Below are 24,446 nucleotides of genomic sequence, written 5' to 3'. Positions count from 1 at the left end.
GGGTATCAATTCGAAATAATCCGGGTATTCTAGCTTTTCTTTTAGCCAAGCATAACGGATACTTTGCCAATTTCGTGGAAATGGACCGGATGTTGTTGATGGGAAAGAAGTCTCACCTGCTGATGTCGCTCGCCTTGGTCGCTACCTTGATCACAGGCTGTTCCAGCACCAAACCCAAGGTACCCGACGAACCGCCGGAGACCCTGTACCAGAAAGCACGCCTCAAACTGGACGTTGGCAATTACGTGCAAGCCACTGAATTGCTGGAGGCTTTGGACTCTCGCTACCCGTTCGGCGCCTACTCCAACCAGGTGCAGCTTGACCTCATCTATGCCTACTACAAGCAGGATGATACCGCTCAGGCGATCGCCAATATCGACCGTTTTATCCGCCTCAATCCGGCGCATAAAAATATCGATTACGTCTTCTATATGCGCGGCCTGACCAACATGGCGGCGGATTACAATTTCTTCCAGAGCCTGTTCGGTATCGATCGGGACGACAAAGACCCGGCTTATGCCCGTCAGGCATTCCAGGATTTCAAGACCCTGTTGCAGAACTACCCCAACAGTGTCTATGCCGCCGATGCCCGCGCCCGCATGATTGGCCTGAAGAATCGTCTGGCCCGATATGACCTGAGCGTGGCCGAGTATTATGTGAAGCGTGATGCACTGGTCGCGGCCGCCAACCGGGCCAAACTGATTGTCGAAACCTACCCCGACACAGCCGAAACCGAGAAGGCACTGGAGATCATGGTCGAGTCTTACGACGCCCTGAAGATGCCGCAGCTGGCCAAGCATGCCCGCGAAGTGCTGGCCAAGAACTACCCGGAGAACCGCCTCGGCCGTGGCTGAGTGATACGGATAAACCGGTAACAAAAAACCGATGCCTTGGCATCGGTTTTTTTATCGCTGCAATTTAGCCACTGATATTACCCGCAGGGGCTCTGCAGAGCTGGGGCAACGTAACAGCGCCTTCCCAACGCCGTCCGTCATCGCAACGCTTACTTCGCGACATTACCCGCTACGTTCAGGGCATCCCAGGTGCGGGAGAAGGGCGGCGCGTAGGCAAAATCCAGCATGCCGAGCTGCTCGGTGGTCACTCCCATGGTGATGGCCACCGCCAGCGCGTCGATACGATGTACCGCCCCCTTGCGACCGAGGATCTGGCCTCCCAGCAGCCGCTTGCTGCCCGCCTCGTAGACCAGCTTGACGTGGATGTCGGACTGACCCGGGCAGTAGTTGGTGTGGCACTTGTCCTTGATAACCACGGTGCGATAGTCGATGCCCATCACCTTGGCTTCCTGCTCGGAGAGGCCGGTACGGCCCGCCTCCAGCCCCAGCACCTTGAGCGCCGCAGAGCCGAGGGTGCCCGGGAACTCCTGCTCGGCCCCGGCCAGGTTCTCACCCACCATGCGCCCCAGCTTGTTGGCGATGGTGGCGAGCGGCACATAGACCTGCTGCTGCTTCACGCTGTGCCAGACGCTGGCACAGTCACCGGCCGACCAGATGTTGGCGAGCGAGCTGCGTCCCTGACGATCCACCTTGATGGCGCCGTTGCCGAGCCGCTCGATGCCGGTATCGGCCAGAAACTCGGTGTTGGGCTTGACCCCGGTGCAGACCACCACGATATCGGCCTCGTACTCGCCCTGGCTGGTTCGCACGCCGGTCACCCGGCCATTCCCCAGCAGTGCTTCAACTCGCTCACCCAGATGGAGGGAGACCCCCTGCTCGCGCAGTTCGGTTTCGATGTGCTGGGTGATCTCGCCATCAAACGCGTCGGGGATGACTCGATCCGCCAGCTCGATGAGACGCACCTCTTTGCCCTGATGGACCAGCGCCTCGACCACTTCCAGCCCGATAAAGCCGGAACCGATCACCAGGGCGCGGCGATTATTCTTGTCTTGCACCGCCGCCTTAAGCGCCAGCCCGTCGGCCATCCGGCGCAGACCGAATACCCCTTGCTGCTGCAAACCGGGGATGGGGGGCATCACTTCGCGGGCGCCGGTCGCGATCATCAGCCGATCGTAGCGATCGGTGAAGGTGTCGCCGTTGTGCTCCACCTGCAGGGTCTGGGCAGTTGCGTCAACGCTCAGCACCCGATGGCCAATCTTGACCTCGATCCCCTTGGCGGCGAACTGCTCGGGGGTGAACTCGGCCATGTAGCCGGGCTCCTGAAACTCGTCACCGACGAAGTAGGGCAGGCCGCAGGCACCGAAAGAGATCACTTCGGAGGCCTCATACACCACGATTTCGGAATCGATGGCCAGACGGCGTGCCTTGGCCGCCGCACTCATACCGGCGGCTTCGCCACCGATGATCAGAATTCTCATTGTTTTTCCTCTCAATGGCGCAGGGAGGGCATGCCCTCCCTGCGGTCTATGACGGGAAAGGGTCACCCCTTTCCACAGGCAGATCAACCGACGCAAATCAGACGGTGGACTCTTCGCCGTCCAGACTCACTTCGTGATCGCTGTTGAACACATGCATGTCGGTCTCGCCCATCAGGCGGCTGGTCACCGTCCCTGCGGTGATGGAGCCGGAGACGTTGAGCGCGGTACGACCCATGTCGATCAGCGGCTCGATGGAGATGAGCAGACCGGCCAGCGCCACCGGGAAGTCCAGCGCGGAGAGCACGATCAGCGCGGCAAAGGTGGCGCCACCGCCAATCCCGGCCACCCCGAAGGAGCTGACGGTGATGATGGCGATCAGGGTCATGATGAAGCCGGGATCCATCGGGTTGACCCCGACGGTCGGGGCAATCATCACGGCCAGCATGGCCGGATAGATACCGGCACAGCCGTTCTGACCGATGGTGGAACCGAAGGAGGCGGCGAAGTTGGCGATCCCCTCCGGAATACCCAGCGACTTGGTCTGGGTCTGCACGTTCATCGGGATGGAGCCCGCACTGGTGCGCGAGGTGAAGGCAAACGCCAGCACCGGCGTGATCTTCTTGAGGAAGCGCAGCGGGTTGATGCCGACCATGCTCACCAGCAGCAAGTGCACGACAAACATGATGGCAATGGCGCCGTAAGAGGCCATCACAAAGCTGAGCAGATTGATGATGTCAGCATAGTTGGAACCCGATACCACCTTGGTCATCAGCGCCAGTACGCCAAACGGGGTCAGGCGCAGCACCAGAGTCACCATTCGCATTACGATGGCATGAGCCACGGCCACGAAGTGGCTGAAGCTGGCGAAGATCTCCGGCTTCTTGCGGGCGATGCCGGTAGCTGAGAGGCCAATGAAGATGGAGAAGATCACCACGGCGATGGTGGAGGTCTTGCGCGCCCCGGTCATGTCGAGGAAGGGGTTGGCAGGAATGAACTCCAGCATCATCTTGGCAAAGGACATGCTCTCGACGCTGCCGAGGGTGGTCTGCAGCGCGGCGCCCCGGGCGCTCTCGGCGGCACCGGAGGTGAGCCCTTCAGCGGTCAGGCCAAACAGGTTGGACATCAGGATGCCCGCCCCGGCGGCGATGGCGGTGGTGAAGATCAGCACGCCTATGGTCATGGCGCTGATCTTGCCCAGCGCACTGCCGCCATTGAGCTTCAAGATAGCGCTGATGATGGAGACCATGATCAGCGGGATGATGATCATCTGCAGCAGCTTCACATAGCCGCTACCCACGATATCCAGATAGTCGATGGTCTGAACAATGACGGACGAACCAGCACCGTAAAGCAGTTGCAACGCGGCGCCGAACAGAATACCGAGCCCCAGACCGGCAAATACCCGGCGGGTGAAGCTCACATGTTTTTCCTGTAACCGGTAGAGAAAGAACAGCAAGATGGCGGCGATGGCCAGATTGCCGATAACGCTAAATGTCATGGTATGACTCCCCAAAAAGCGGGCTTGCGCCCGAGAAACAAGAGCAAGCGCCATGCTTGCCCTGGCAACCGTGTCAGACGGTCTGCGCCGTCGTGACAAGAACAAGGGGGTCTATCGCCCCCTTGTCACAGATTCACTGCTTCTGCTGTTTCGCTCGCATGATGTTGATGATTTCGATGTCGGTATCCAGCATCCCCTCTTTGGAGAGGCGGCCCAGATTGGCGATGGTCTGATCCACGTCGTCGGAGACGATCCCCTCGCTCTGGGGGACATGCAGGTTGTTGATAGCCATCAGCGAAGACTTAACCGCCGCCGAGGTGGAAGTGGAGACCTTCATGGAGCAGGCGCTGCCCGCGCCGTCGCAGATGATGCCGGAGACATCGCCAATCATGTTGTTGATGCAGTGGCTGATCTGCTGATACTGGCCGCCCAGCAGCCAGGTGATGGCGGCACCGGCCCCCATGGCGGCGGTACTGGCGGCGCAGAGGGCCGACAGCTTGTTCTGATAGGTCTTGATGTAGATGGCCACCAGATGGCTCATCACCAGTGCCCGGGTCAGCTGCTCGTCGCTCGCCTTGAGGAAGCGGGCCGCCGCGACCACCGGCATGGTGGCGGCAATGCCCTGATTGCCGGAACCGGAGTTGGACATGGCGGGCAGCATGGCACCATCCATCCGAGCATCGGAGGCAGCGGAGGAGAGGCGCATCGCCAGAGTCATCAGGTCATCGGAGAGCAGCTTGCGCTCCACCTGCTCGGTGAGGATCTTGCCGATCTTCAGGCCGTAACCCTGCAACCCTTCGTCCGCCAGCGCCTGATTCATGGTGGCGGCCTCGCGGATAAAGTAGATCTCCGCCAGCGGCACTTCCAATGCAAAATCGACGATCTCCCGCAGGGTCATGGCCGGTTTGGCGGATTTGGCCGGCTGGATCTGCACGCCGGGGGCACTGGCCTGCTCCATCAGCACCTCGCCATCCTTCTCCATCAGGATGATGCGGGTGTGGTCGGTGCAGATCACCACCCGGGCACTGTGCCCTTCAACTTCGGCCAGCACCTCGGCGTAGAGCACGTCCGGCACATCCTTCACATCCACCTTGATGACCGGCAGCAACGCCTTGGCCGCTTCCACCTGTTCTGGTGTGAGGGTCTTGAGCACCTCCAGTCCGGCATCGGGGTTGCCCCCTGTGATGCCGACCGCTGCGGCCACCGGCAGACCGATCATGCCGGTACCCGGCACCCCGACGCCCATGCCGTTCTTGAACAGATTGCCACTGACCCAAACGCTGATGCGGGTCGGGGTCTCCCCCAGCAGCTTGCGGCAGTTTGCCGCTGCCAGCGCCACCGACATCGGCTCGGTACAGCCCAGGGCCGGCACCACTTCACGCTTGAGCAGGGTAATAAAGTCGGTCCATTGTGCTTTCATCGCAGTGTTTCTCATGTTCAGGGTGCCCGCAGGCAGTTATTGCTTGTTCAGATCCGCCTTGTGGTTGCGGATATGCAGATAAACAGTATGACGGGAGATGCCGAGCATCCGGGCAACCAGCTGGGCCGCCTCCTTGATCTCGAAGATCCCCATGTCGAAGAGCCGGGTCACTATCTCCTTGTTGCGCACCGTGCAGGAGAGCGAATCGTCCCGATCCACCTTCTCAATCACTTGAGTCACCAGATCATCCACCGAGATGGCAAAGGTCTCGTTGTTGAGCGGAGCCGGTGCCGCTGGCAGCGCAAAGGTATCGAGCAGGCTGCCAAGGGAGGTATCCAGACTGAAGTTCACGCAGAGCATGCCGATGGGCTTGCCCTGCCGGTTGCTGATGGTGATGGAGGAGGACTTCATCAGCGTCCCGTCGCGGGTACGGCTGAAGTAACTGCTCCACTGGCTGCCCGCCTCCCCCTGCAAGCGGTTGAGGGCAAAGTCGGTGACCGGCGCCCCCTCCCGACGACCGGTGACATGGCCGTTGGCAATCTTGATAACCGATGCATCCAGCGTATCGAACGCATGCAACACCACCTCGCACCCTGCGCCAAACAGCGCGGCCAGCGCCTCGACCGCGGGCTCGAAACTGGCGATCAGATGACGTTCTTCATCCGTTAACGAATTGATCTGGTCAGTGATGGCTGCTGTGGACATATATGAGTAACTTTGAGTAAACCGCAGTTGATTCTACTATCAACAAGATCAACTAATGTTGAGCGGCATCCCCTTTTTTGTTCGCCATTATGCCCACCTTTTAACAAAGTGCGACAATTTGTGAAGCGGCGCACAGCAGGGCGGCAACTCAGAGGTGATAGCGGGCCAGCAACTGCTTGTAGGCGGGAGTCTGTTTGAACGCCTTGAGGGCAGAGGAGAAGCGGATAGCCAGCTGGTCGTGGCCGGGCTTGTGGGTAAACGCGAGGAAGTTGCGGTTGTCGTCGGTCAGCAGGCGCGAGCCGTGGTTCACCTGATCCTGCAACCCCTGAGTGTGCAACAGATAACGACCGACCCGCTCGTTGAGCACCACCCCGTCCAGCCGACCGGCCATCATCAGATGCAGCTGTTTGATGGCATTCCCCTCCCCCGTCATCGGCATACGGAGCACCCTGGGATCGGTCAGAAAATCGGGGCTGTAGGCATAATCTTCCTGAATACCTATCCGCAGACCCTTGAGGTCGGAGAGCTGCTTGAAATCCACCGGGCGAGCGGTCGGATAGAAGAGCACTTCACCACTGTAAGAGAGCGGCTCTTCGGGGTAGTGGAGCCAGTGCTGGCGGGAAGGTTCAAAGAAGACATCGAGCACCGCATCCCCCTGCCTGAGACGGGCCTGCTGCAGAACCCGCTTCCAGGGCAGCACCCTGATTTCGGTGCGATAACCCATCTGGCGCAACACGGTACAAGCCAGATCGAGATCGGCGCCGGCCAGCTCGCCATTGTCACCACGCATCACATATGGGGGCCACAGCTCGGTCAGCAGCGTCAGAGTCGGCGGCTCGTTCGTCGCCACGGCCGAACCAGCACCAAACAGGGAGGCCAGCAGCCAGCCGTACAACCCGATCCTTCGCCAACCCTGACACCACATCATGGAGATCCCTCATGGTCCGTATGGATTGAGGATATACAAGGGATGAGCAATAAAAAAGGAGGCCGAAGCCTCCTTGATATCCAGTCTCTGAATGGCACTTACAGTGCTTTCAGGATTGCCTCGACGCTGGCCTTGGCATCGCCAAACAGCATCTGGGTATTTTCCTTGAAGAACAGCGGGTTCTGGACACCTGCGTAACCAGTATTCATGGAACGCTTGAAGCCGATGACGTTCTGCGCCTTCCACACTTCCAGTACCGGCATACCGGCGATCGGGCTGCCCGGATCTTCCATCGCGGCCGGGTTGACGGTGTCGTTGGCACCGATCACCAGCACGGTGTCGGTATCAGCGAAGTCGTCGTTGATCTCGTCCATTTCCAGAACGATGTCATACGGGACTTTCGCTTCCGCCAGCAGCACGTTCATGTGGCCAGGCAGACGACCGGCAACCGGGTGGATACCGAAGCGCACCTTGACGCCACGATCACGCAGCTTCTGGGTGATTTCAGCCACCGGATACTGGGCCTGCGCCACCGCCATGCCGTAGCCCGGGGTGATGATGACGGAGCTGGAGTTCTTCAGCAGGTCAGCCACTTCCTCGGCGCTGGTTTCGCGGTATTCGCCCATCTCCTGATCAGCCGTGGAGGCTACGCCGTCGGAGCCGAAGCCACCGGCGATCACGGAGATGAAGGAGCGGTTCATCGCCTTGCACATGATGTAAGAGAGGATCGCACCGGAGGAACCCACCAGGGCACCGGTGACGATCAGCAGGTCGTTGGAAAGCATGAAGCCCGCCGCCGCTGCCGCCCAACCGGAGTAGGAGTTCAGCATGGAGACCACGACCGGCATGTCGGCGCCACCGATGGAGGCAACCAGATGCCAGCCGAAGGCGAAGGCGATCAGGGTCATCACCAGCAGGGCGAAGGTAGAGCCGCCCGCGTTGACGAAGTAGACCATCAGCGCCAAAGAAGCGACCACGGCCAGCAGGTTCAGCTTGTGGCGATGCGGCAGCATCAGCGGCTTGGAGGAGATCAGACCGCGCAGTTTGCCGAAGGCAACCACGGAACCGGTAAAGGTTACGGCACCGATGAAGACGCCCAGGAAGATCTCGACCAGGTGGATGTTCAGCATGGCGCCGGTCAGGTGCTCGACCTGAGCAACGCTGTTGGCCTGCTCGAACGCCGCACGGGCGGCTGCCAGGGTGGCATCCAGATTGGAACCGACGGAGACGACGACCTCAGCAGGTGCGGAGGGGTGCAGATCGATGAAGCTGTTGAAGCCCACCAGCACTGCCGCCATACCCACGAAGCTGTGCAGCACAGCCACCAGCTCGGGCATCTCGGTCATTTCGACCTTGAGTGCCAGACGCACGCCGATGGCACCGCCGATCACCATGGCCAGGATGATCCAGTGAACACCACTGGTCTCCGGGTTGAATACGGTGGCGAGCAGGGCGATAGCCATACCCGCGATACCGAACAGGTTGCCATGCTTGGCCGTTTCTTGCTTCGACAGTCCCGCGAGACTGAGGATGAAGAGCACGGCGGCAACGATATAGGATGCTGTTACCAGTCCTTGAGACACGTTAAACCCCCTTAATCCTTACGGAACATCTTCAGCATGCGCTGAGTGACGGTGAAGCCGCCGAAGATGTTGATACTGGCAATCAGCACGGCGATGAACGCCAGCGCGGTGACCAGGGTCGACCCTTGCCCGATCTGCAGCAGGGCACCGACCACGATAATGCCGGAGATGGCATTGGTGACCGACATCAGCGGCGTGTGCAGGGCGTGAGAGACGTTCCACACCACGTAGTAACCGACCACACAGGCCAGGATGAATACGGTGAAGTGGGAGAGGAAGGCTGCCGGGGCAACGGAGGCGATCCAGCCGAAGGCGGCGATACCGAGGGCACCGAACACGAACTTCTTGTTGGAAGGCTTGGCCTCTTCCTTCTTGGCTGCCGGTTTGGCGGCGGCCGGTTTCTGCGGGGCAGCAGAGACGGAGATGGCGGGCGGCGGGAAGGTCACTTCACCGGCCTGGATCACCGTCATGTTGCGCTGAACCACGTCTTCGAAGTCGATGGCAACGTTGCCGTCCTTCTCCTTGCACATCAGCTTCATCAGGTTGACCAGGTTGGTACCGTAGAGCTGGGAGGATTGGGCAGGCAGACGACCCGGCAGATCGGTGTAACCAATCACCTTGACGCCGTTGTCGGTGACATGCAGCTCACCCGGCACTGTGTATTCACAGTTACCGCCAGCCTGAGCGGCCATGTCCACAATGACGGAGCCCGGCTTCATGCTGTCGACCATCTCTTTGGTGATCAGCTTGGGAGCCGGCTTGCCCGGGATCAGGGCGGTGGTGATGATGATGTCCACCTCTTTGGCCTGCTGGGCGAACAGCTCCATCTCGGCCTTGATGAACTCATCGGACATGACTTTGGCGTAACCATCGCTGGATGCACCGTCTTCGCCACCGAAGTCCAGCTTGAGGAATTCCCCACCCATGGATTCGATCTGCTCGGCCACTTCCAGACGGGTATCGAACGCACGCACGATGGCACCGAGGGAACCGGCCGTACCGATGGCAGCCAGACCGGCTACACCGGCACCGATCACCAGCACCTTGGCAGGCGGCACTTTACCGGCTGCGGTGATTTGACCGGTGAAGAAGCGACCGAACTGGTGCGCAGCTTCAACCACGGCGCGATAGCCACCGATGTTGGCCATGGAGGAGAGGGCATCGAGGGACTGGGCACGGGAGATCCGCGGCACCATATCCATCGCCATCACATTGATGTTGCGCTCGGACAGCTTCTTGACCAGCTCAGGGTTCTGGGCAGGCCAGATGAAGCTCACCAGAGTGGCGCCATCTTTAATTTGTGCGATCTCGGCATCGGTCGGCGCATTGACCTTGAAGATAAGGTCGGCTTGCCAGACATTCGGCACCACGCTGGCACCGGCAGCCTCGAAGGCGGCATCATCGAAGCTGGCCGACAGGCCTGCGCCGGTCTCGATGGCGACCTCGAAGCCGAGCTTTTTCAGCTGCTCGACGGTAGCCGGGGTCGCTGCGACCCGGGTCTCACCGGCGAGACTCTCTCTCGGTATTCCAATCTGCATGACTATTCCCTGATGGTTAATAAACAATCGCTGCCCAGTGTCTCACTTCTGACGAAACAAGACATGACCAAAGTGCAGGTCCAGGGCTCTTTGTTATGAAAATCAGTAGGCTTTACCTCAACCTCCTGTCATGGTCAGGCCCCCGCTTTTCAGGCGCGAAGGTGATTAGTATCAAATTTTGGAGTTTTATTACAACCGCAGTCCCGACGGCACTCGTACAGAATTCAGCCCATCCCTGGCTACGATTAAAAAAAACAAACCAAATTAGAGGCTTATACCAGTAAAAACGGCTGAAAAAAGTGATCCAACCAGTCAAAAAAAATGTTTTACCGGCCCTCTATCTTAGCGTTTTTTGTTCTTACGAAATCCGCTTTCGTCTCACTTCTCGCAGCAAAACGCCGAAAAGTAACATTTTCCCAACAAAAGCGGGGCCGCTCAGCCGCCATATGGCGGGAGAGGGCCCCGACAATTCAATCGTTTCGCCCGTTTGGCGCCGATTGGCGGCCCTTACCAGGCCGCTTCATAAATATGCTGGCTCTGCACCAGAGCGATATCGCCGTGCTCGCCCAGACGGGTCATACCGTGCTCACCCAGCTTGCCGATCAGGGTGTCGATACCCAGATCTTTCAGACCGTAGTCGCGCAGTCGGGTCTTGACCCCCATCCGCTCGAAGAAGTCGCGGGTCGCGGCGATGGCATCGTCGATGCGCTCCGCTTCGCTGCCGCTGTTCAGACCCCACACCCGCTCTGCGTATTGCAGCAGCTTGGCATGTTTCTGTTTGCGCTTGGCCTGCAGCAGGGCAGGCAGCACCACCGCCAGAGTCTGGGCGTGGTCGAGGCCGTGCAGGGCAGTCAGCTCGTGACCCAGCATGTGGGTGGCCCAATCCTGCGGCACACCGGCACCGATCAGGCCGTTCAACGCCATGGTGGCGCTCCACATGATGTTGGCGCGCACCTCGTAGTTCTGCGGCTCGGCCAGCGCCTTGGGGCCCTCTTCGATCAGGGTCAGCAGCAAGCCTTCAGCGAAGCGATCCTGCACCTTGGCATTAACCGGATAGGTGAGGTACTGCTCCACGATGTGGACGAAAGCATCAACTACCCCGTTCGCCACCTGACGCTCGGGCAGGGTGTAGGTGAGCACCGGATCCAGCACGGCGAAGCGCGGCATCACGAACGGCGAGAAGAAGTGCACCTTGTCGCCACTGCTGCGACGGGTGATGACGGCACCCATGTTCATTTCGGAACCGGTCGCCGGCAGGGTCAGCACCGAACCGAGCGGGATGGCGGAGCGCACTTCGCTGCCGACGGTCTCGAGAATGTGCCAGGGATCCTTGGCCAGATCGTAGTGCGCGGCAGCAGCGATAAACTTGGTGCCATCGAGCACGGAACCACCACCAACGGCGAGCAGGAAGTCGACCCGCTCGGCACGGGCCAGCTCCACGGCGCCCATCAGGGTCTCGTAGGCCGGGTTCGGTTCGATGCCGCCAAATTCAAACAGGGTCATGCCAGCCAGCTCGTTACGGATCTGCTCCAGCAAGCCGCTGCGTACCACGCTGCCGCCGCCATAGGTGATCATGACGCGGGCATCGCTCGGGAGCTGCTCGCGCAACTGGGCGATCTGCCCTTGGCCGAACAGGATTTTGGTCGGGGTATGGAGAGTAAAGTTGTTCATCGACATTGCCTTCTTCTGATAGTCAGGGCGGCCTGGCCGCGAAATCGTGATTGCATTTTTCTCCAGAATCACCCTACCATCAAGACAACATCCTGCTTGATTCTTGCCTATTTCTACAAAGCAGCAAAAACCGGAACTATCGAATCAAAGAGCACCCATGCAAAACCGTTACAGCGACCTCGCCGCCAGATTGACCCGCCACGTCACCGCACCCGGCATCACCCCATCACCGGTGAAACAGGTCAACCTCATCTATACCACCGAGCACCATGGCCGCACCCCGGTGCTCTACCAACCGCGGATGATCGTTATCCTGCAGGGACACAAGGTGGGTTATCTGGCGGATCAGGTGTTTCGCTACGACCCCAACCACTACCTGCTGATGACCCTGCCGCTCCCCTGCGAGTGCGAGTGCTTCGCCTCCCCCGAGCAGCCGCTTATCGGGTTTACCATCGAGATCGATCTGGTCACCCTGCAAGAGCTGCTGCTGGAGCTGGGCGATGCCCTGCCCGCCCCCGCGCCGCAAAAGAGCGGCGTCCACTCGGTCCCCCTGTCCGAAACCATGTTTTGCGCTGCCGAGCGACTGATCGAGCTGATGGACAACCCGCTGCACGCCAGGGTGCTGGGACCGCAGACGGTGCGCGAGATGCTGTTCCACGCCCTCACCGAGGGGGGCGGCCCGGCGCTGCAGGCGCTCGCCAATCGCCACAACCATGTGGGCCAGATCGCCCGGGTGCTGCGTATGATAGAGTCCCGTTATGCCGACAACCTCACCATGGAGGAGCTGGCGCGGGAGGTGAACATGAGCGTCTCCGCCTTTCACCACCACTTCAAGGCGGTCACTGCCACTTCGCCGCTGCAGTACATCAAGTCGTTTCGCCTGCACAAGGCGCGGATGATGATGCTGCACGATGGCATCAAGGCGGGCACCGCGGCGGCCAGAGTCGGTTACGAGAGCAACTCCCAGTTCAGTCGGGAGTACAAGCGCTTCTTCGGCAGCACGCCGACGGATCAGGCCTCCCGCTTCCGGGATGGCCAGCTGCGCATCATCGAGGGATAACAAGAGAGGGATTACTTATGCGTTCACTGCTTTGCCTGTTCACCGCTTTACTGCTGACGGCCTGTACCGGGATTGCCGACGGCATTCGCCCCGTTACCGGCTTCCAGCTCGACCGTTATCTCGGTACCTGGTACGAAATCGCCCGCCTCGACCACAGCTTCGAACGGGGGCTGGAGCAGGTGAGCGCCACCTACAGCCTGCGGGATGATGGCGGCGTCAAGGTACTCAACCGCGGCAAGCAGAGCGATGGCAGCTGGCGCGAAGCCGAGGGCAAGGCCTACTTCGTCGGCAACCCGGACGAGGCGCGGCTCAAGGTGAGCTTCTTCGGCCCCTTCTACGGCGGCTACAACGTCATCGACCTCGACCCCGATTACCAGCTCTCGCTGGTGACCAGCTACAACCACGACTACCTCTGGATCCTCTCCCGCTCACCCAACCCGCCCAAGGCGAAGGTGGATGCGCTGGTCGCCAAGGCGAAGTCGCTGGGCTTTGCCACCGACCAGCTGATTTGGGTCAAGCAGAACCCTTAAGCCAGTCGTGAAATAACAAAGGGCAGCCCGCGGGCTGCCCTTTCTGTTGCTGGAGTGGCGGGATGATCAGAGCCGGAAGCGACCGATCTCCTGCTCCAGCCGCTCGGTCAGCGACTTGAGTTCGGCCGCCTGCGCAGCCTCGTTGCCCGCCTGCTCGGCCAGCTCTTGCGAGACGTGGCGGATATTCTCGGTATTGCGGCTGATCTCGCCGGTCACCGAAGTCTGCTCCTCGGCCGCTGCAGCGATCTGGGTCGCCATGTCGCTGATGGAGCCGATCGCCTCGTTGATCCGGGCAAGGCTCTGGTTGGCCGCTTCCGCATCCTCGACGCTGGTGCCTGCCAGCTGACGGCTGGTCTCCATGCCACCCACGGCGCGACGGGTAGTCTGCTGCAGGGTCTCGATCATCTGCTGGATCTCGTCGGTGGAGTCGTGGGTACGGCGCGACAGCACCCGCACCTCGTCCGCCACCACCGCAAAGCCACGCCCCTGATCGCCTGCCCGTGCGGCTTCGATGGAGGCATTGAGCGCCAGCAGGTTGGTTTGATCCGCAATGCCGCGAATTTCGCTCATGATGGTGCCGATCCGCTCGGATTCGCTCGCCAGCTCGACAGCTGACTGGAAGGCTTGCTCCGCTTGGGTGGCCAGCGCCGACATCTCTTCTCCTGCTTCCGAAAGCTGGGTGCTGGTGGTGATACAGTGGCTGCGGGCCTCTTCAATCTGGCTGTTGCTGTCTTGAATATTGCGGTTGATCTCCTCGGCGGCCGAAGCCATCTGGGTGACGGCGGTGGCAATCTGCTGGATCTGCGTGTCTTGCGAAGAGATATCCTGGCTGGCCAGCGAGGCGGAGCCGCGCAGGTCATTGGCCATGGCATTGAGCGAAGCAGTGGTGTCATCCACCCTGCCGAGTACGGTACGGATCTTCGCTTGCCCGAGTTTGATATGGAAATCGGCAATGCTGTGAGGGGCATCCCCCGAGAAGATAAGGCGGCTGATGCTGTCGTAATCCTGCTCGAGCTGCTGCAAGAATCGCGGCGTGAGGAAGAGAGGGTGGCGATTGAACCAGATTGTTGCCAAGAGGGGAATGATGACCCAGAGCGCCTGCAGCGGTGAGAGCAGCCAGAGCGCGCTGATCACGCTGACGAGCAGCAGGGGGATGGTCATCATGGCTGGCGTGAGTTGACGCAGGCCCATGTGAATGGCAGAGCCGGTTTCACGGGCTTTAAGGGTTTTGTACATCTGGCTGGCACGCGCTTTGTGCTCTGCGGCGGGGCGGCAGCGGACGGATTGGTAACCCACCATCTTGCCATCTTCATAAATCGGGGTGACATAGGCATCAACCCAATAATAGCGACCATCTTTGCAGCGGTTTTTTACCATCCCTCGCCATGGTTTACCCGCCTGCAGGTGGGCCCAGAGATCGGCAAACGCTGCCTTGGGCATGTCGGGGTGGCGCACCAGATTGTGATGCTGCCCCAACATCTCTTCCAGGCGATAGCCTGCCACCTGACAAAACGCCGGATTGGCGTAGGTGATGTCCCCTTTGAGATCGGTCGTCGATACCAACTGGATATCGTCGGCAAATTCAACCTCGGTATCTGTGGTGTGAAGCGAGCTGGTTACCATGATCAGACTCCGGTTTCGGCGTAACGGAATACTTCGTCTGAGTATGGCAGAGGATGTTCATTTATTGTGTTGTTGCACATTAACTCTTGTGCTACTGCGTGGGGACGGGATGGGTCTCACATTTTTACAGCGCGGTTTGGCGAGGGGAGGCAAGCCAAGTAACATGGCGTGACTTATGGCTGTGAAGCGAGACAGGTAACGCAATGAAGTTGGATGCGATTTTATGGGATTATGACGGTACTCTGGTCAATTCGGTGCCGAAGAATATCGATATCACCAAGCAGATCCTGGCTGAGGTCGCCCCCCATCTGACCGGAGAACATCTACCGCGCTATCTGCGCAGCGAAGCGGAGTATCACCATGCCAATCACGCCGCCAAGAACTGGCAGGCGCTCTATATGGATTACTACGGTTTGTCGCGGGACGAGATGGTGCTGGCTGGCAGTCTGTGGGCCAAGCATCAGGAGATGAACCGGACCGAGGTGCGGTTTTTTGCGGGGCTGGAGGCGGTGATTGACCATTTCTCTGCCATTCCCCACGGAATTTGTTCGCAGAACTCCCAAAAGAACATTCGCCGGGTACTGGAGCTGCATGGCGTGAACAGCTTGTTCAAGGCTGTGGTCGGCTATGATGACGTGCCCGGACAGCAGCAAAAACCTCATCCTTTCGGTGGCCTCAAATGTCTGGAGTCTATCTTCGGCCCAGCCAGGTGCCAGTCGCTGATCTATATCGGTGACCATGAAGCGGATGTGCAGTTTGCCCGTCATTTGCAAGGGGCGCTTGGCGAGCAGAGCCGTGTGATCTCGGTGGCTGTCGCCTATAGCCGCGCGACCCCGGAGCGCTGGGAACACCAACCCGACCATATCGCCCGTGACGTCGAGGATCTGCTCCCCATCGTCGGGCAATATCTGTAACGCCGGTTGAAGATTGCCGTACGGAACATGCAGAACGCCGATCTGTTGATCGGCGTTTGTCTATGCTGCGCCTGATGGTTTCACACTCGGCTGCTTTGGCATTTTGTCTGTTTAAAGATGGGCGACTTAAAACAGCAGTTGCGTCAGGTAGCCCATCAGGATCGTCATGCCAAGGATTCGACGGCGCAGAATGTGGGAGGGTTTGTTAAAAACGGTACTCGATATGGAGGGTATGGCTGTCCAGCCCTGGGTTCTTGTCATACATATATGCGTTGGACATGTGCTCATACTGATAGCCGATCAGCCAATTCTGGGTGATGGCGTAGCCGAGGCCGATACCCAGGGCGAACTGGAAGGGGCCGCCGTAATCCTTGTAGCCGTGGCCGCGAGTGCCAAATTGGTACTGATCGAGCCAGACCATCTCGCCGGGGAGCCAGGTCACCCAGTTACCCCATTGGCATTCGATACGGGCGCCGCCCCCCAGTCTGGCGGTCTCTTCATCTTCTACCTTGAGCGTACCGCCACGTACCCCCAGTCCAAATTGGCAGCCGGAGTCTCCCCAACGCCAAAACATATGGTGGAACTTGGCGTCGGCGATGTTGATGTCGAGCTTTTCATTGCTGAAGGCCTTGCCAAGCTGCAGTACCACGATATTGTCATTGGCCATCGTAGCCGGACTGACGAGCAGTGCTGTCAGCAGGCCAATCCTTGATAGCGTGTTAGCGTCCATGCCCCCTCCCGATCCTTGTTGTCATCGTGGTGATCCTGTTGATCACCCTTCAGGCATAGTCAATCGACGCGCTTCCTGTCAATGCATGGTCACTCGGTAAAAAAATTAAATATTTATGAAAAATCAACTATCTGCGATGGTCTGATGTGATTTGGCGTGCGTGACCGCGGGGAGATGAAAAAGCCCTTCACCATGGTGAAGGGCTTTTTGCTATCTGGCGTTTATCCGCTTGGGTTGCTCCGTCTGGGTTTAGTAGCCCTGCTGGTGCACGTCCATCACGGCGCGGCCGGACGGGTCGGCCATCTCCTTGAACTTGGCATCCCACTCCAGCGCGGTGGGAGTGGAGCAGGCGACTGACTTGCCGTAAGGCACGGTGCGGGCGGCGGCTTCCAGCGGGAAGTGCTCGTCGAAGATGGCGCGGTAGAAGTAGGCTTCCTTGGTGAGCGGGGTGTTGATGGGGAAGCGGAATGCGGCCGCCTCGAACATCTGATCCGTCACTTCCTGTTCCACCATGGCTTTCAGGCTGTCGATCCACGAATAGCCTACGCCGTCGGAGAACTGCTCCTTCTGGCGCCATGCCACTTCGTGGGGCAGCAGATCCTCGAACGCTTCGCGCAGGATGTGCTTCTCGATCTTGCCTTTGCCACACATCTTGTCGGCCGGCTGCAGGCGCATCGCCACGTCCATGAACTCCTTGTCGAGGAAGGGCACGCGACCCTCCACCCCCCAGGCGGCCATCGACTTGTTGGCGCGCAGGCAGTCATAGAGATGCAAGGAGGCGAGCTTGCGCACGTTCTCTTCGTGGAACTCGCGGGCGTTGGGTGCCTTGTGGAAATAGAGGTAGCCACCAAACAGCTCGTCGGAGCCTTCACCGGAGAGCACCATCTTGATCCCCATCGCCTTGATGTAACGGGCCATCAGATACATGGGCGTGGAGGCGCGAATGGTGGTGACGTCATAGGTCTCGAGGTGATAGATGACGTCCCGCAGGGCATCCAGACCCTCCTGCACGGTGAAGTGGATCTGGTGGTGGATGGTGCCGAGGTGATCAGCCACCTTGCGGGCGGCGGCGAGATCCGGCGACCCTTCCAGACCGACGGCGAAGGAGTGCAGTTGCGGCCACCAGGCTTCGCTCTTGCCATCGTCCTCGATGCGGCGCGCCGCATAGAGCTTGGTGATGGCGGAGATGACGGAGGAGTCCAGCCCGCCGGAGAGCAGCACGCCATAAGGCACGTCGCACATCAGCTGGCGTTTGACCGCCGCTTCCAGCGCGGCTTTCAGCTCGGCCTTGTCGCTGACGTTGTGCTCGACCGCGCTGTACTCCATCCAGTCGCGCTTGTACCACTGTTTGAGCTCGCCATCCTTGCTCCACAGATAGTGTCCCGGCGGGAAGGTTTCGACGCTCTTGCAGACCGGCACCAGCGCCTTCATTTCGGAGGCAACATAGAAGTTGCCGTGCTCGTCACGACCGGTATAGAGGGGGATGATCCCCATGTGGTCGCGACCAATCAGGTAGGCATCCTGTTCGGCGTCATAAAGAATGAAGGCAAAAATGCCGTTGAGATCGTCGAGAAACGCCGGGCCCTTCTCCTTGTAAAGAGCCAGCAGCACTTCACAGTCAGATTTGGTCTGGAACTGGAAGTCGACCTTGAGGGTTTTCTCCAGCTCTTTGTGGTTGTAGATCTCGCCGTTGACCGCCAGCACATGGGTGCGTTCGGGGTTGTAGAGCGGCTGGGCGCCATTGCCCGGGTCGACGATGGCCAGACGCTCATGCACCAGAATTGCTTTGTCTGAGCTGTAGACGCCGGACCAGTCAGGCCCGCGGTGACGCAGTCGCTTGGACATCTCCAGCGCCGATTTGCGCAGGGCAACTGCATCGGACTTGATATCCAGAATGCCGAAAATTGAACACATTGGCGGTAATCCTCTTGATTTTTATATGAGCCCCCCACGTTTGGGCTCGAAATTCCATTTACATTCCTCGTCAGACACAATGCCTAGCGGAAAAACCTTTTGCAAGCGGGAAAACCGCAGAAAATCATGCCGTAAGCGTCAAGCAGATCAACAGGATAAGGGCTGCTGCAACGGGGCAGGGTGACGTGAACGTCAAGCAGAGGCGGGTTCGAAGATGACGTAGACCTTGCGACAGGGAGTAAGGGTCTCCCACTCGCCGACAAAGCCTGCCGGAATCACGAATTGATCGCCGGGTTTGAGAGCAAGCTGGCCGCCCTCACTGTCGTGGATCACCACATCCCCCTCCAGCAGCTGGCAATACTCGTGCTCGGTGTAGTGGATGGCCCAGCGGCCCGGCTCGCAAGCCCAGAAGCCCACGTGAAACTGCTGGCTTGGGTCGGAGTAGTGGTTCCACACCGTTTGCGCCGGGTTGCCTGCTTTAATGCGCTCGGATGCAGGCATCAGCGGGGTAGGGGCCGCCTCATGGCGATCGAGCAGGATCCAGTCGTTGAGGGTCTTCATGGTGCCTCCTTGGCTTCGGCAGATAGGAACGCGGGGCCATCCCGGCCCCGCGTTTGTTCGTTTTATTAAACGAGGTTGTGCATAACTTAAACGATGCGCATTCCCTTGCCAAGGGCTGCTGGCCGATAACTCAAAGCGGCTGCAAGCGGCGGATCACATGGCGGGCAAAGCCGCTGCCCGCTTCGTTGTAGACGTTGAATACCGCATCCACTCCCTGCTCTCTGAGGGAGGCGATATCGTCCTCGAAACGGACGATGGCGGCGATCTTGCCGTTGAATCCGTGGCTGCGCAGCTTCTCGATGGCGTAGAGATTCCCCGAATGGTGGGGCATCGCCAGCAGCACCAGATTGACCTGATTGGAGAGCAGCACCTTGTCCCAGAAGTCGGTATCGGTGGCATCCCCCTCGATGACGTTCATCCCCTGGGCGCGCAGGGTGGGTAGCTTCTCGCTGTCGTTCTCCACCCCGAGGATGACGTTGCCGTACTTGTTCTCCAGCTCGAAGTAGGCCCCCTGACCGATCCGCCCCATACCGAGGATGATCACCTCCGCATCGCCCAATTCGATGGGTCTGTCTTCCGGATGGAGGTTGCTTGCCTGCAATCCCCGCAGCCAGTGGCCGATGCGGTGATAAATGCGCTCGCTCTGGGCATTGAGCGGGGCGGAGATCATAAAGCTCGCCGCCAGTGCCAGCGAGACCGCCACCAGCCACTCGTGGGAGAGCCAGCCCGCCTTGGCGGCGATGGCGGCGACGATCAGGCCAAACTCCGAGAAGTTGGTGAGCGCCAGGGTCGAGAGCAGGGCGGTACGCACCCGCAGGTGTGCGCCGCTGTAGACCAGATAGTAGAGGACACTTTTGAGCGGCAGGGCCAGCACCAGCGCCAGTGCCAGCAGCATGGTGTCGTGGGTCGGCAGGCCGTTGAGGCCGATGGTGAGAAAGAAGCAGACCAGAAAGAGGTCTTTGAGGTTAAAGAGCGCCTTGGCAAGCCCTGCCGCAGCAGGATGAGAGGCGAGCATCATGCCGATGATCAGTGCCCCGAGATCCGGTTTGAGGCCGACCACTTCAAAACCGGCGGCCCCGACCACCAGCGCCAAAAACACCCCGAACAGCACCTGCAGCTCGCCGTGCCCGGCACGCTCCAGCAGCTTGAACAGCAGCGGGCGCAGCAGCGGCAATCCCAGTACCCAGAGCGCCCAGATACTGGGCCACTTGCCGCTGGAGAAGGCCAGAAACGCCACGGCGAACACATCCTGCATCACCAGCACCCCGATGGCGATGCGGGCGTAGAGGGCATTCATGTCGCTGCGATCTTCCAGCACCTTGACCGCAAAGACAGTGCTGGAGAAGGAGAGGGCAAAGCCCAGCAGCAGCGCCAGCTTCCAGTCCAGCGACAGGGCAAGTTCAAGCCCCAGTCCCTTGCAGACCAGCAGTACCACGGTAAAGAGCAGGGTGGAGAGCAGCAGGTGCAGGCTGGTGGTACCCCACACATCGCGCCGCATCAGGGTCTTGATATTGAGCTTGAGACCGATGGTGAACAGCAGCAAGGTGACGCCGAGATCGGCTACCTCGCTCAGGGCAGGAGTATTTTCATATCCCATGCCGTTGAGGATAAAACCGGCGGCCAGAAAGCCGAGCAGGGGGGGCAGGCCAATCAGATTGACTACCATGCCGCAGCCAAAGGCCACAGCGATCAGAATGGGTTCCATAACAGATCCTGCAAGGGCAGGAGAGACCTGCCCTGTTTAACGCTTGGGTGGTGATTAGACGATATCGATGTCGACCACGGAGTCGAAAATATGGTTCGGGCGAAACGGCATGCGGTCGATATCGGCGACCTTGCTCACCCCGGAGAGCACCAGCACCGTTTCGAGACCGGCCTGAAAGCCCGCCAGAATGTCGGTGCGCAGGTTGTCGCCGATGATGATGGTGTCGTCGGAGTGGGCCTCCATCCGGTTGAGCGCCGCACGGATGATCCAGGCGCTCGGTTTGCCGACATAAAACGGCTTCTTGCCGGTCATCCGCTCGATGGGGGCGCACAGGGCGCCGCAGGCCGGGTGCATCATGGGGCCGTGGGTATCGGGGTTGGTGGCGATAAAGCGGGCCCCCTGATCGACGAACTTGGCCCCCTGTTGCATCATGGTCCAGTTGTAGTTGCGGGTCTCGCCAACCACCACGAAGTCCGGGTCTATGTCGGTGATGGTAAAGCCGGCCTTGTAGAGCTCGTGGGTCAGCGCCCCTTCGCCGATCACATAGGCCTTCTTGCCATCCTGACGCTTGAGGAAGTCGGCGGTGCCCATGGCGGAGGTATAGAAGCACTCCTCCGGCACCTCGATCCCGGCGGAGCGGAAGCGGTTTTGCAGATCTTTCTGGGTCTGGGCCGGGTAGTTGGTGAGGAACAAGAGCTTGCTGCCCTGCTCCAGCAGGCGATGGACGAAACGGTCGGCACCAGGGATGAGATCGTTGTTGTGCAGGATGACACCGTCGATATCGCAGATGACGTTCTTCTTCATGAAAACTCCTTGTCAGGGCGCAGGCGAGCCGCCAATCGTTAAGATGTTCAATCATTTATGATTTTTGTGACGCCATTATAAGTCTGTTTGATGACAAGTCTCCCCTGTCTCGCCACTTCGGTGCACAATAAAGCTGCCGTCGGGTCAGTCTGGTGGAGGGGCTGACGCCGGATCACTTTGCTGATGGAGCCGTTGCTATGGACACCCCGATTTCCAAGCCAGTCACACCCGAACACCTCACCGCCGCGCAATTTATCGCCGGATTGCCGAAACTGGAGCTGCACCTGCATATCGAGGGCAGCCTCGAACCCGAGTTGATGTTTGAGCTGGGCCGCCGCAACGGCGTGCCACTGCCCTGGCCCGACGTGGCCAGCGTGCGCGCCGCCTATGACTTTGACTGCCTGCAATCCTTTCTCGATCTCTACTATCGCGGCGCCAGCGTGCTGGTGACCGAGCAGGACTTCTTCGACCTCACCTGGGCCTATCTTGAGCGTTGCGCCGCCGACAAGGTGGTGCATGTGGAGATCTTCTTCGACCCGCAGACCCACACTGCCCGCGGTATCCCCTTTGCTACCGTGCTGGGCGGTATCGAGCGGGCGTTGCAGAGCGGGGAGAAGGAGTTTGGCATCAGCTGGTGCCTTATCATGAGCTTTTTGCGCCACCTGAGCGAAGAGGAGGCGTTCGCTACGTTGGAGGAGGCGGAGCCCTTCCTGTCACGGATTCACGGCATCGGCCTCGACTCCGGGGAGAGGGGCAATCCGCCCACTAAATTTGCCCGGGTCTTTGCCAAATGCCGCGAGCTGGGGTTGCCGGTGGTGGCCCACGCAGGTGAAGAGGGCCCTGCCGACTACATCTGGCAGGCGATCAACGAGCTGAAGGTATGCCGCATCGATCACGGGGTGCGTTCGGCAGACGATCCCGAGCTGCTGCGCTATCTGGCGGATACCCGGCTGCCGCTCACCGTCTGCCCCCTCTCCAACACAAGACTCAAGGTGTTCGGCGATATGGCCCAGCACAATGTGTTGCGGCTGCTGGAGCAGGGGCTCTGCGTCACCATCAACTCCGACGATCCCGCCTACTTTGGCGGCTATATGAATGCCAACTTTGTGGCGCTGGCCGATGGCCTTGGCGCGACCATGAGCCAGCTCTGCCGCTTGTCGCTCAATGCGGTGGAGGCGAGCTGGCTCTCTCTGGCCGACAAGGCGCGGCTGACCCGGGAGATCCGCAGTTATGCCGAGACCCACGAGGTGATCCTGCACTGAGTCAGGCGCCAATGAAGTCGAGATGACATGTACTATATAAAGAGAGGCCCGCCATCACTGGCGGGCCTCTTTCGTTTCAATGGTCGGTGTGGTTATCAGGGAAGGTCAGCGTTATGCCACTCGCACCAGAAACTTCTCACCCTGTCCTTCGCGCTTGAAGCGCTCGAGCAGAGTAGGCAGTGCCTCAAAGTCGCCGACCACCAGCGGCGGCAGGGTCAGCTCGCCGCTCGCCATCTGCTCCATCATGGCGACACCGGCGGCCACCAGCCGACTCCACTGTTTGTCGCTGCCAAAGGCGTGCTGGGCACCGAGCGCAATCTCGTGCAACGAGTGGCAATGGCTAAAGGCGGGTAGCGGGTTGTGCGGGATGCGCCCCAGCACAGTCACCATGTGACCGTAGTAGCCAAGGGCAGGCAGCAGGCTCTCTGCCTGTTGGCTGGAGACCAGATCGATGATCCCCTCAAACGGCTCGTTGCCGTTGGCCGCCTGCAAAGTGGCCAGCCAGTCGGGATCCCGATAATCGGCCACCCCCTGCACACCTATCTGCTTGAGCCAGTGATGGTGGCGTGAGCTGGCGCTGGCAAAGACCCGCGCCCCCTGCTGGAGGGCGAGCTGCACCGCAAAACGGCCGACGCTGCTGCCAGCACCTGTGATGAGCAGCGCTTCCCCGTGCAGGCGCGGCAGCTTGGCCAGCGCCTGCCACGCGGTGAGGCCGGGACAGGGCAGAGCGGCGGCCGCCTCGTCACTTAGGGCATCGGGCACCGGCAGCAGGGCGCGGGCCGGTACCCGGGTGTGGCGGGCAAAGCTGCCGTGGTGGCGCAGGTCGGTGTGATAGGCGACCCGGGCGCCGAGACGCAGATGGCTGACGTTGGCGCCGAGGGCCACGATAGTACCCATGCCATCGACGCCGGGCACCTGACCATCCTGCCAGTTGGAGTGGCCATATTCGATCAGCTTCCAGTCCACCGGATTGAAGGCGATAACCCGGTTTGCCACCAGTACCTCGTCAGGGGCGAGCGGTGTCAGGGGCAGGTCGACGAGGGTAAGCTGGGTCGGTTCACCGGGGGCATGCCAGCACCAGGCTTGGGTGTGATTCATGATGACTCCTTGTGAAAGCGAGGGGAGAGAACAACGAGGTCATTGCAACAGCAATACAGAGAAACTGCCACTGCTGCGAATGGGCAACAATACGGCAGGCCCCAACCAGTGGGGCCTGCGTTACGTGGCCGGTTGGCCATTGGCAATCAGCAGCTGGTCGCTGCGTCATCGGCCTGGTAGACGGGGTAGTCTGTCAGCCCCTTCTCGCCGCCGCCAAACAGGGTAGCCGGATCGTGGGGGGCCAGCGGATAGCCGTGGCGCAGCCGGTTCGGCAGATCCGGGTTGGCGACGAAGGGGCGGCCAAAGCCAATCATGTCGGCCCAGCCCGCGTCGAGGGCGGCGCGAGCCCGCTTGCCATCATATTTACCGGCGTAGATCAGGGTGTTGGGGAAGGCATCCCGCAGACCCTGCTTGAAGTTCTCCGGCATCAGGGGGGCATCGTCCCAGTCCGCTTCGGCAATGTGCAGGTAGACCACGTTGAGCTGGCCCAGCAGGCGGGCGGCCGCCAGATAGGTTTCCTGCGGGTTGGCATCTACGGTGCCGTTGAGGGTGGTGAGCGGCGCAAGACGC

Annotated in this window: 21 protein-coding genes; 5 read left to right on the top strand and 16 right to left on the bottom strand. The window is 60.1% G+C overall.

Features of this window, described 5'->3' with window-relative positions:
• Positions 1–98: 98 nt before the first annotated feature.
• Complete coding sequence (locus AACR14_RS13725) at positions 99–854, top strand: outer membrane protein assembly factor BamD (RefSeq protein WP_019446583.1); 756 nt, start codon at positions 99–101, stop codon at positions 852–854.
• Between the two features lie 149 nt (positions 855–1,003).
• Here AACR14_RS13725 and AACR14_RS13720 read toward each other — a convergent pair whose 3' ends face one another.
• The 8 genes from AACR14_RS13720 to yqhD all read right to left on the bottom strand — a co-directional run bounded on the left by AACR14_RS13720 (position 1,004) and on the right by yqhD (position 11,675).
• Positions 1,004–2,332 carry a CoA-disulfide reductase gene (locus AACR14_RS13720; protein WP_019446582.1) on the bottom strand — a complete coding sequence of 443 codons (1,329 nt, stop codon included), beginning with the start codon at positions 2,330–2,332 and terminating at the stop codon, positions 1,004–1,006.
• Positions 2,333–2,429: 97 nt separating this feature from the next.
• A complete protein-coding gene (locus AACR14_RS13715) occupies positions 2,430–3,830 on the bottom strand; it encodes an L-cystine transporter (protein WP_019446581.1) in 1,401 nt (466 codons plus the stop codon).
• Between the two features lie 133 nt (positions 3,831–3,963).
• Positions 3,964–5,265 carry an L-cysteine desulfidase family protein gene (locus AACR14_RS13710; RefSeq protein WP_041201971.1) on the bottom strand — a complete coding sequence of 434 codons (1,302 nt, stop codon included), beginning with the start codon at positions 5,263–5,265 and terminating at the stop codon, positions 3,964–3,966.
• Between the two features lie 21 nt (positions 5,266–5,286).
• Positions 5,287–5,955, bottom strand: coding sequence for a helix-turn-helix transcriptional regulator (locus tag AACR14_RS13705; protein WP_019446579.1), 669 nt, complete (start codon positions 5,953–5,955; stop codon positions 5,287–5,289).
• 148 nt (positions 5,956–6,103) lie between these two features.
• Positions 6,104–6,883, bottom strand: a complete 780-nt coding sequence (locus AACR14_RS13700; RefSeq protein ID WP_026035095.1) for a transporter substrate-binding domain-containing protein — start codon at positions 6,881–6,883, stop codon at positions 6,104–6,106.
• Positions 6,884–6,981: 98 nt separating this feature from the next.
• Positions 6,982–8,466 carry a Re/Si-specific NAD(P)(+) transhydrogenase subunit beta gene (gene pntB / locus AACR14_RS13695; protein WP_005339759.1) on the bottom strand — a complete coding sequence of 495 codons (1,485 nt, stop codon included), beginning with the start codon at positions 8,464–8,466 and terminating at the stop codon, positions 6,982–6,984.
• Positions 8,467–8,477: 11 nt separating this feature from the next.
• On the bottom strand, positions 8,478–10,004 hold the full coding sequence (pntA, locus tag AACR14_RS13690) for a Re/Si-specific NAD(P)(+) transhydrogenase subunit alpha (RefSeq protein WP_019446577.1): 1,527 nt from the start codon (positions 10,002–10,004) through the stop codon (positions 8,478–8,480).
• 507 nt (positions 10,005–10,511) lie between these two features.
• The gene (gene yqhD / locus AACR14_RS13685) at positions 10,512–11,675 is read right to left on the bottom strand and encodes an alcohol dehydrogenase (RefSeq protein ID WP_019446576.1); all 1,164 of its coding nucleotides are present in this window, start codon (positions 11,673–11,675) and stop codon (positions 10,512–10,514) included.
• Between the two features lie 157 nt (positions 11,676–11,832).
• Between yqhD and AACR14_RS13680 the strand changes: the two genes are divergently transcribed.
• Positions 11,833–12,735, top strand: a complete 903-nt coding sequence (locus tag AACR14_RS13680; protein ID WP_019446575.1) for an AraC family transcriptional regulator — start codon at positions 11,833–11,835, stop codon at positions 12,733–12,735.
• A 17-nt stretch (positions 12,736–12,752) separates the two neighbouring features.
• Positions 12,753–13,265, top strand: coding sequence for a lipocalin family protein (locus AACR14_RS13675; RefSeq protein WP_019446574.1), 513 nt, complete (start codon positions 12,753–12,755; stop codon positions 13,263–13,265).
• Positions 13,266–13,331: 66 nt separating this feature from the next.
• On the opposite strand, the gene AACR14_RS13670 is transcribed toward AACR14_RS13675, so the two are convergent.
• On the bottom strand, positions 13,332–14,888 hold the full coding sequence (locus AACR14_RS13670) for a methyl-accepting chemotaxis protein (RefSeq protein ID WP_019446573.1): 1,557 nt from the start codon (positions 14,886–14,888) through the stop codon (positions 13,332–13,334).
• A gap of 203 nt (positions 14,889–15,091) precedes the next feature.
• On the opposite strand from AACR14_RS13670, the gene AACR14_RS13665 reads away from it, so the two are divergent.
• Positions 15,092–15,802, top strand: a complete 711-nt coding sequence (locus tag AACR14_RS13665; RefSeq protein WP_019446572.1) for an HAD family hydrolase — start codon at positions 15,092–15,094, stop codon at positions 15,800–15,802.
• 205 nt (positions 15,803–16,007) lie between these two features.
• Here the strand turns inward: AACR14_RS13665 and AACR14_RS13660 are convergent, their stop codons facing one another.
• The 5 genes from AACR14_RS13660 to AACR14_RS13640 all read right to left on the bottom strand — a co-directional run bounded on the left by AACR14_RS13660 (position 16,008) and on the right by AACR14_RS13640 (position 21,516).
• Positions 16,008–16,532, bottom strand: coding sequence for an acyloxyacyl hydrolase (locus AACR14_RS13660; RefSeq protein WP_019446571.1), 525 nt, complete (start codon positions 16,530–16,532; stop codon positions 16,008–16,010).
• A 249-nt stretch (positions 16,533–16,781) separates the two neighbouring features.
• Entirely contained in the window at positions 16,782–18,446 is a 1,665-nt protein-coding gene (gene asnB, locus AACR14_RS13655) for an asparagine synthase B (RefSeq protein ID WP_005361356.1), read from the bottom strand.
• Between the two features lie 192 nt (positions 18,447–18,638).
• A complete protein-coding gene (locus tag AACR14_RS13650; protein WP_019446570.1) occupies positions 18,639–19,007 on the bottom strand; it encodes a cupin domain-containing protein in 369 nt (122 codons plus the stop codon).
• 130 nt (positions 19,008–19,137) lie between these two features.
• Positions 19,138–20,712, bottom strand: coding sequence for a cation:proton antiporter family protein (locus tag AACR14_RS13645; protein ID WP_019446569.1), 1,575 nt, complete (start codon positions 20,710–20,712; stop codon positions 19,138–19,140).
• Between the two features lie 54 nt (positions 20,713–20,766).
• Positions 20,767–21,516, bottom strand: a complete 750-nt coding sequence (locus AACR14_RS13640; protein ID WP_005337281.1) for an HAD-IIA family hydrolase — start codon at positions 21,514–21,516, stop codon at positions 20,767–20,769.
• A gap of 197 nt (positions 21,517–21,713) precedes the next feature.
• Between AACR14_RS13640 and AACR14_RS13635 the strand changes: the two genes are divergently transcribed.
• Positions 21,714–22,778, top strand: coding sequence for an adenosine deaminase (locus AACR14_RS13635; protein WP_019446568.1), 1,065 nt, complete (start codon positions 21,714–21,716; stop codon positions 22,776–22,778).
• Between the two features lie 111 nt (positions 22,779–22,889).
• Here the strand turns inward: AACR14_RS13635 and AACR14_RS13630 are convergent, their stop codons facing one another.
• On the bottom strand, positions 22,890–23,876 hold the full coding sequence (locus AACR14_RS13630) for a zinc-binding dehydrogenase (protein ID WP_019446567.1): 987 nt from the start codon (positions 23,874–23,876) through the stop codon (positions 22,890–22,892).
• A 146-nt stretch (positions 23,877–24,022) separates the two neighbouring features.
• Positions 24,023–24,446 (bottom strand): oxidoreductase (locus AACR14_RS13625; RefSeq protein ID WP_019446566.1); only part of this gene is annotated, 424 nt, incomplete at its 5' end.

Source organism: Aeromonas sp. 159, assembly GCF_963862045.1.
Classification (GTDB): Bacteria; Pseudomonadota; Gammaproteobacteria; order Enterobacterales; family Aeromonadaceae; genus Aeromonas; species Aeromonas veronii.
This window is presented reverse-complemented; position numbering and strand designations above follow the sequence as displayed.

What these genes read in the sequence shown, in the direction of transcription:
- AACR14_RS13725 (WP_019446583.1), top strand. Translation starts at nt 99, where the DNA reads ATGGGAAAGAAGTCTCACCTGCTGATGTCGCTCGCCTTGGTCGCTACC.
- AACR14_RS13720 (WP_019446582.1), bottom strand. Translation starts at nt 2,332, where the DNA reads ATGAGAATTCTGATCATCGGTGGCGAAGCCGCCGGTATGAGTGCGGCG.
- AACR14_RS13715 (WP_019446581.1), bottom strand. Translation starts at nt 3,830, where the DNA reads ATGACATTTAGCGTTATCGGCAATCTGGCCATCGCCGCCATCTTGCTG.
- AACR14_RS13710 (WP_041201971.1), bottom strand. Translation starts at nt 5,265, where the DNA reads ATGAGAAACACTGCGATGAAAGCACAATGGACCGACTTTATTACCCTG.
- AACR14_RS13705 (WP_019446579.1), bottom strand. Translation starts at nt 5,955, where the DNA reads ATGTCCACAGCAGCCATCACTGACCAGATCAATTCGTTAACGGATGAA.
- AACR14_RS13700 (WP_026035095.1), bottom strand. Translation starts at nt 6,883, where the DNA reads ATGATGTGGTGTCAGGGTTGGCGAAGGATCGGGTTGTACGGCTGGCTG.
- pntA (WP_019446577.1), bottom strand. Translation starts at nt 10,004, where the DNA reads ATGCAGATTGGAATACCGAGAGAGAGTCTCGCCGGTGAGACCCGGGTC.
- yqhD (WP_019446576.1), bottom strand. Translation starts at nt 11,675, where the DNA reads ATGAACAACTTTACTCTCCATACCCCGACCAAAATCCTGTTCGGCCAA.
- AACR14_RS13680 (WP_019446575.1), top strand. Translation starts at nt 11,833, where the DNA reads ATGCAAAACCGTTACAGCGACCTCGCCGCCAGATTGACCCGCCACGTC.
- AACR14_RS13675 (WP_019446574.1), top strand. Translation starts at nt 12,753, where the DNA reads ATGCGTTCACTGCTTTGCCTGTTCACCGCTTTACTGCTGACGGCCTGT.
- AACR14_RS13670 (WP_019446573.1), bottom strand. Translation starts at nt 14,888, where the DNA reads ATGGTAACCAGCTCGCTTCACACCACAGATACCGAGGTTGAATTTGCC.
- AACR14_RS13665 (WP_019446572.1), top strand. Translation starts at nt 15,092, where the DNA reads ATGAAGTTGGATGCGATTTTATGGGATTATGACGGTACTCTGGTCAAT.
- AACR14_RS13660 (WP_019446571.1), bottom strand. Translation starts at nt 16,532, where the DNA reads ATGGACGCTAACACGCTATCAAGGATTGGCCTGCTGACAGCACTGCTC.
- asnB (WP_005361356.1), bottom strand. Translation starts at nt 18,446, where the DNA reads ATGTGTTCAATTTTCGGCATTCTGGATATCAAGTCCGATGCAGTTGCC.
- AACR14_RS13650 (WP_019446570.1), bottom strand. Translation starts at nt 19,007, where the DNA reads ATGAAGACCCTCAACGACTGGATCCTGCTCGATCGCCATGAGGCGGCC.
- AACR14_RS13645 (WP_019446569.1), bottom strand. Translation starts at nt 20,712, where the DNA reads ATGGAACCCATTCTGATCGCTGTGGCCTTTGGCTGCGGCATGGTAGTC.
- AACR14_RS13640 (WP_005337281.1), bottom strand. Translation starts at nt 21,516, where the DNA reads ATGAAGAAGAACGTCATCTGCGATATCGACGGTGTCATCCTGCACAAC.
- AACR14_RS13635 (WP_019446568.1), top strand. Translation starts at nt 21,714, where the DNA reads ATGGACACCCCGATTTCCAAGCCAGTCACACCCGAACACCTCACCGCC.
- AACR14_RS13630 (WP_019446567.1), bottom strand. Translation starts at nt 23,876, where the DNA reads ATGAATCACACCCAAGCCTGGTGCTGGCATGCCCCCGGTGAACCGACC.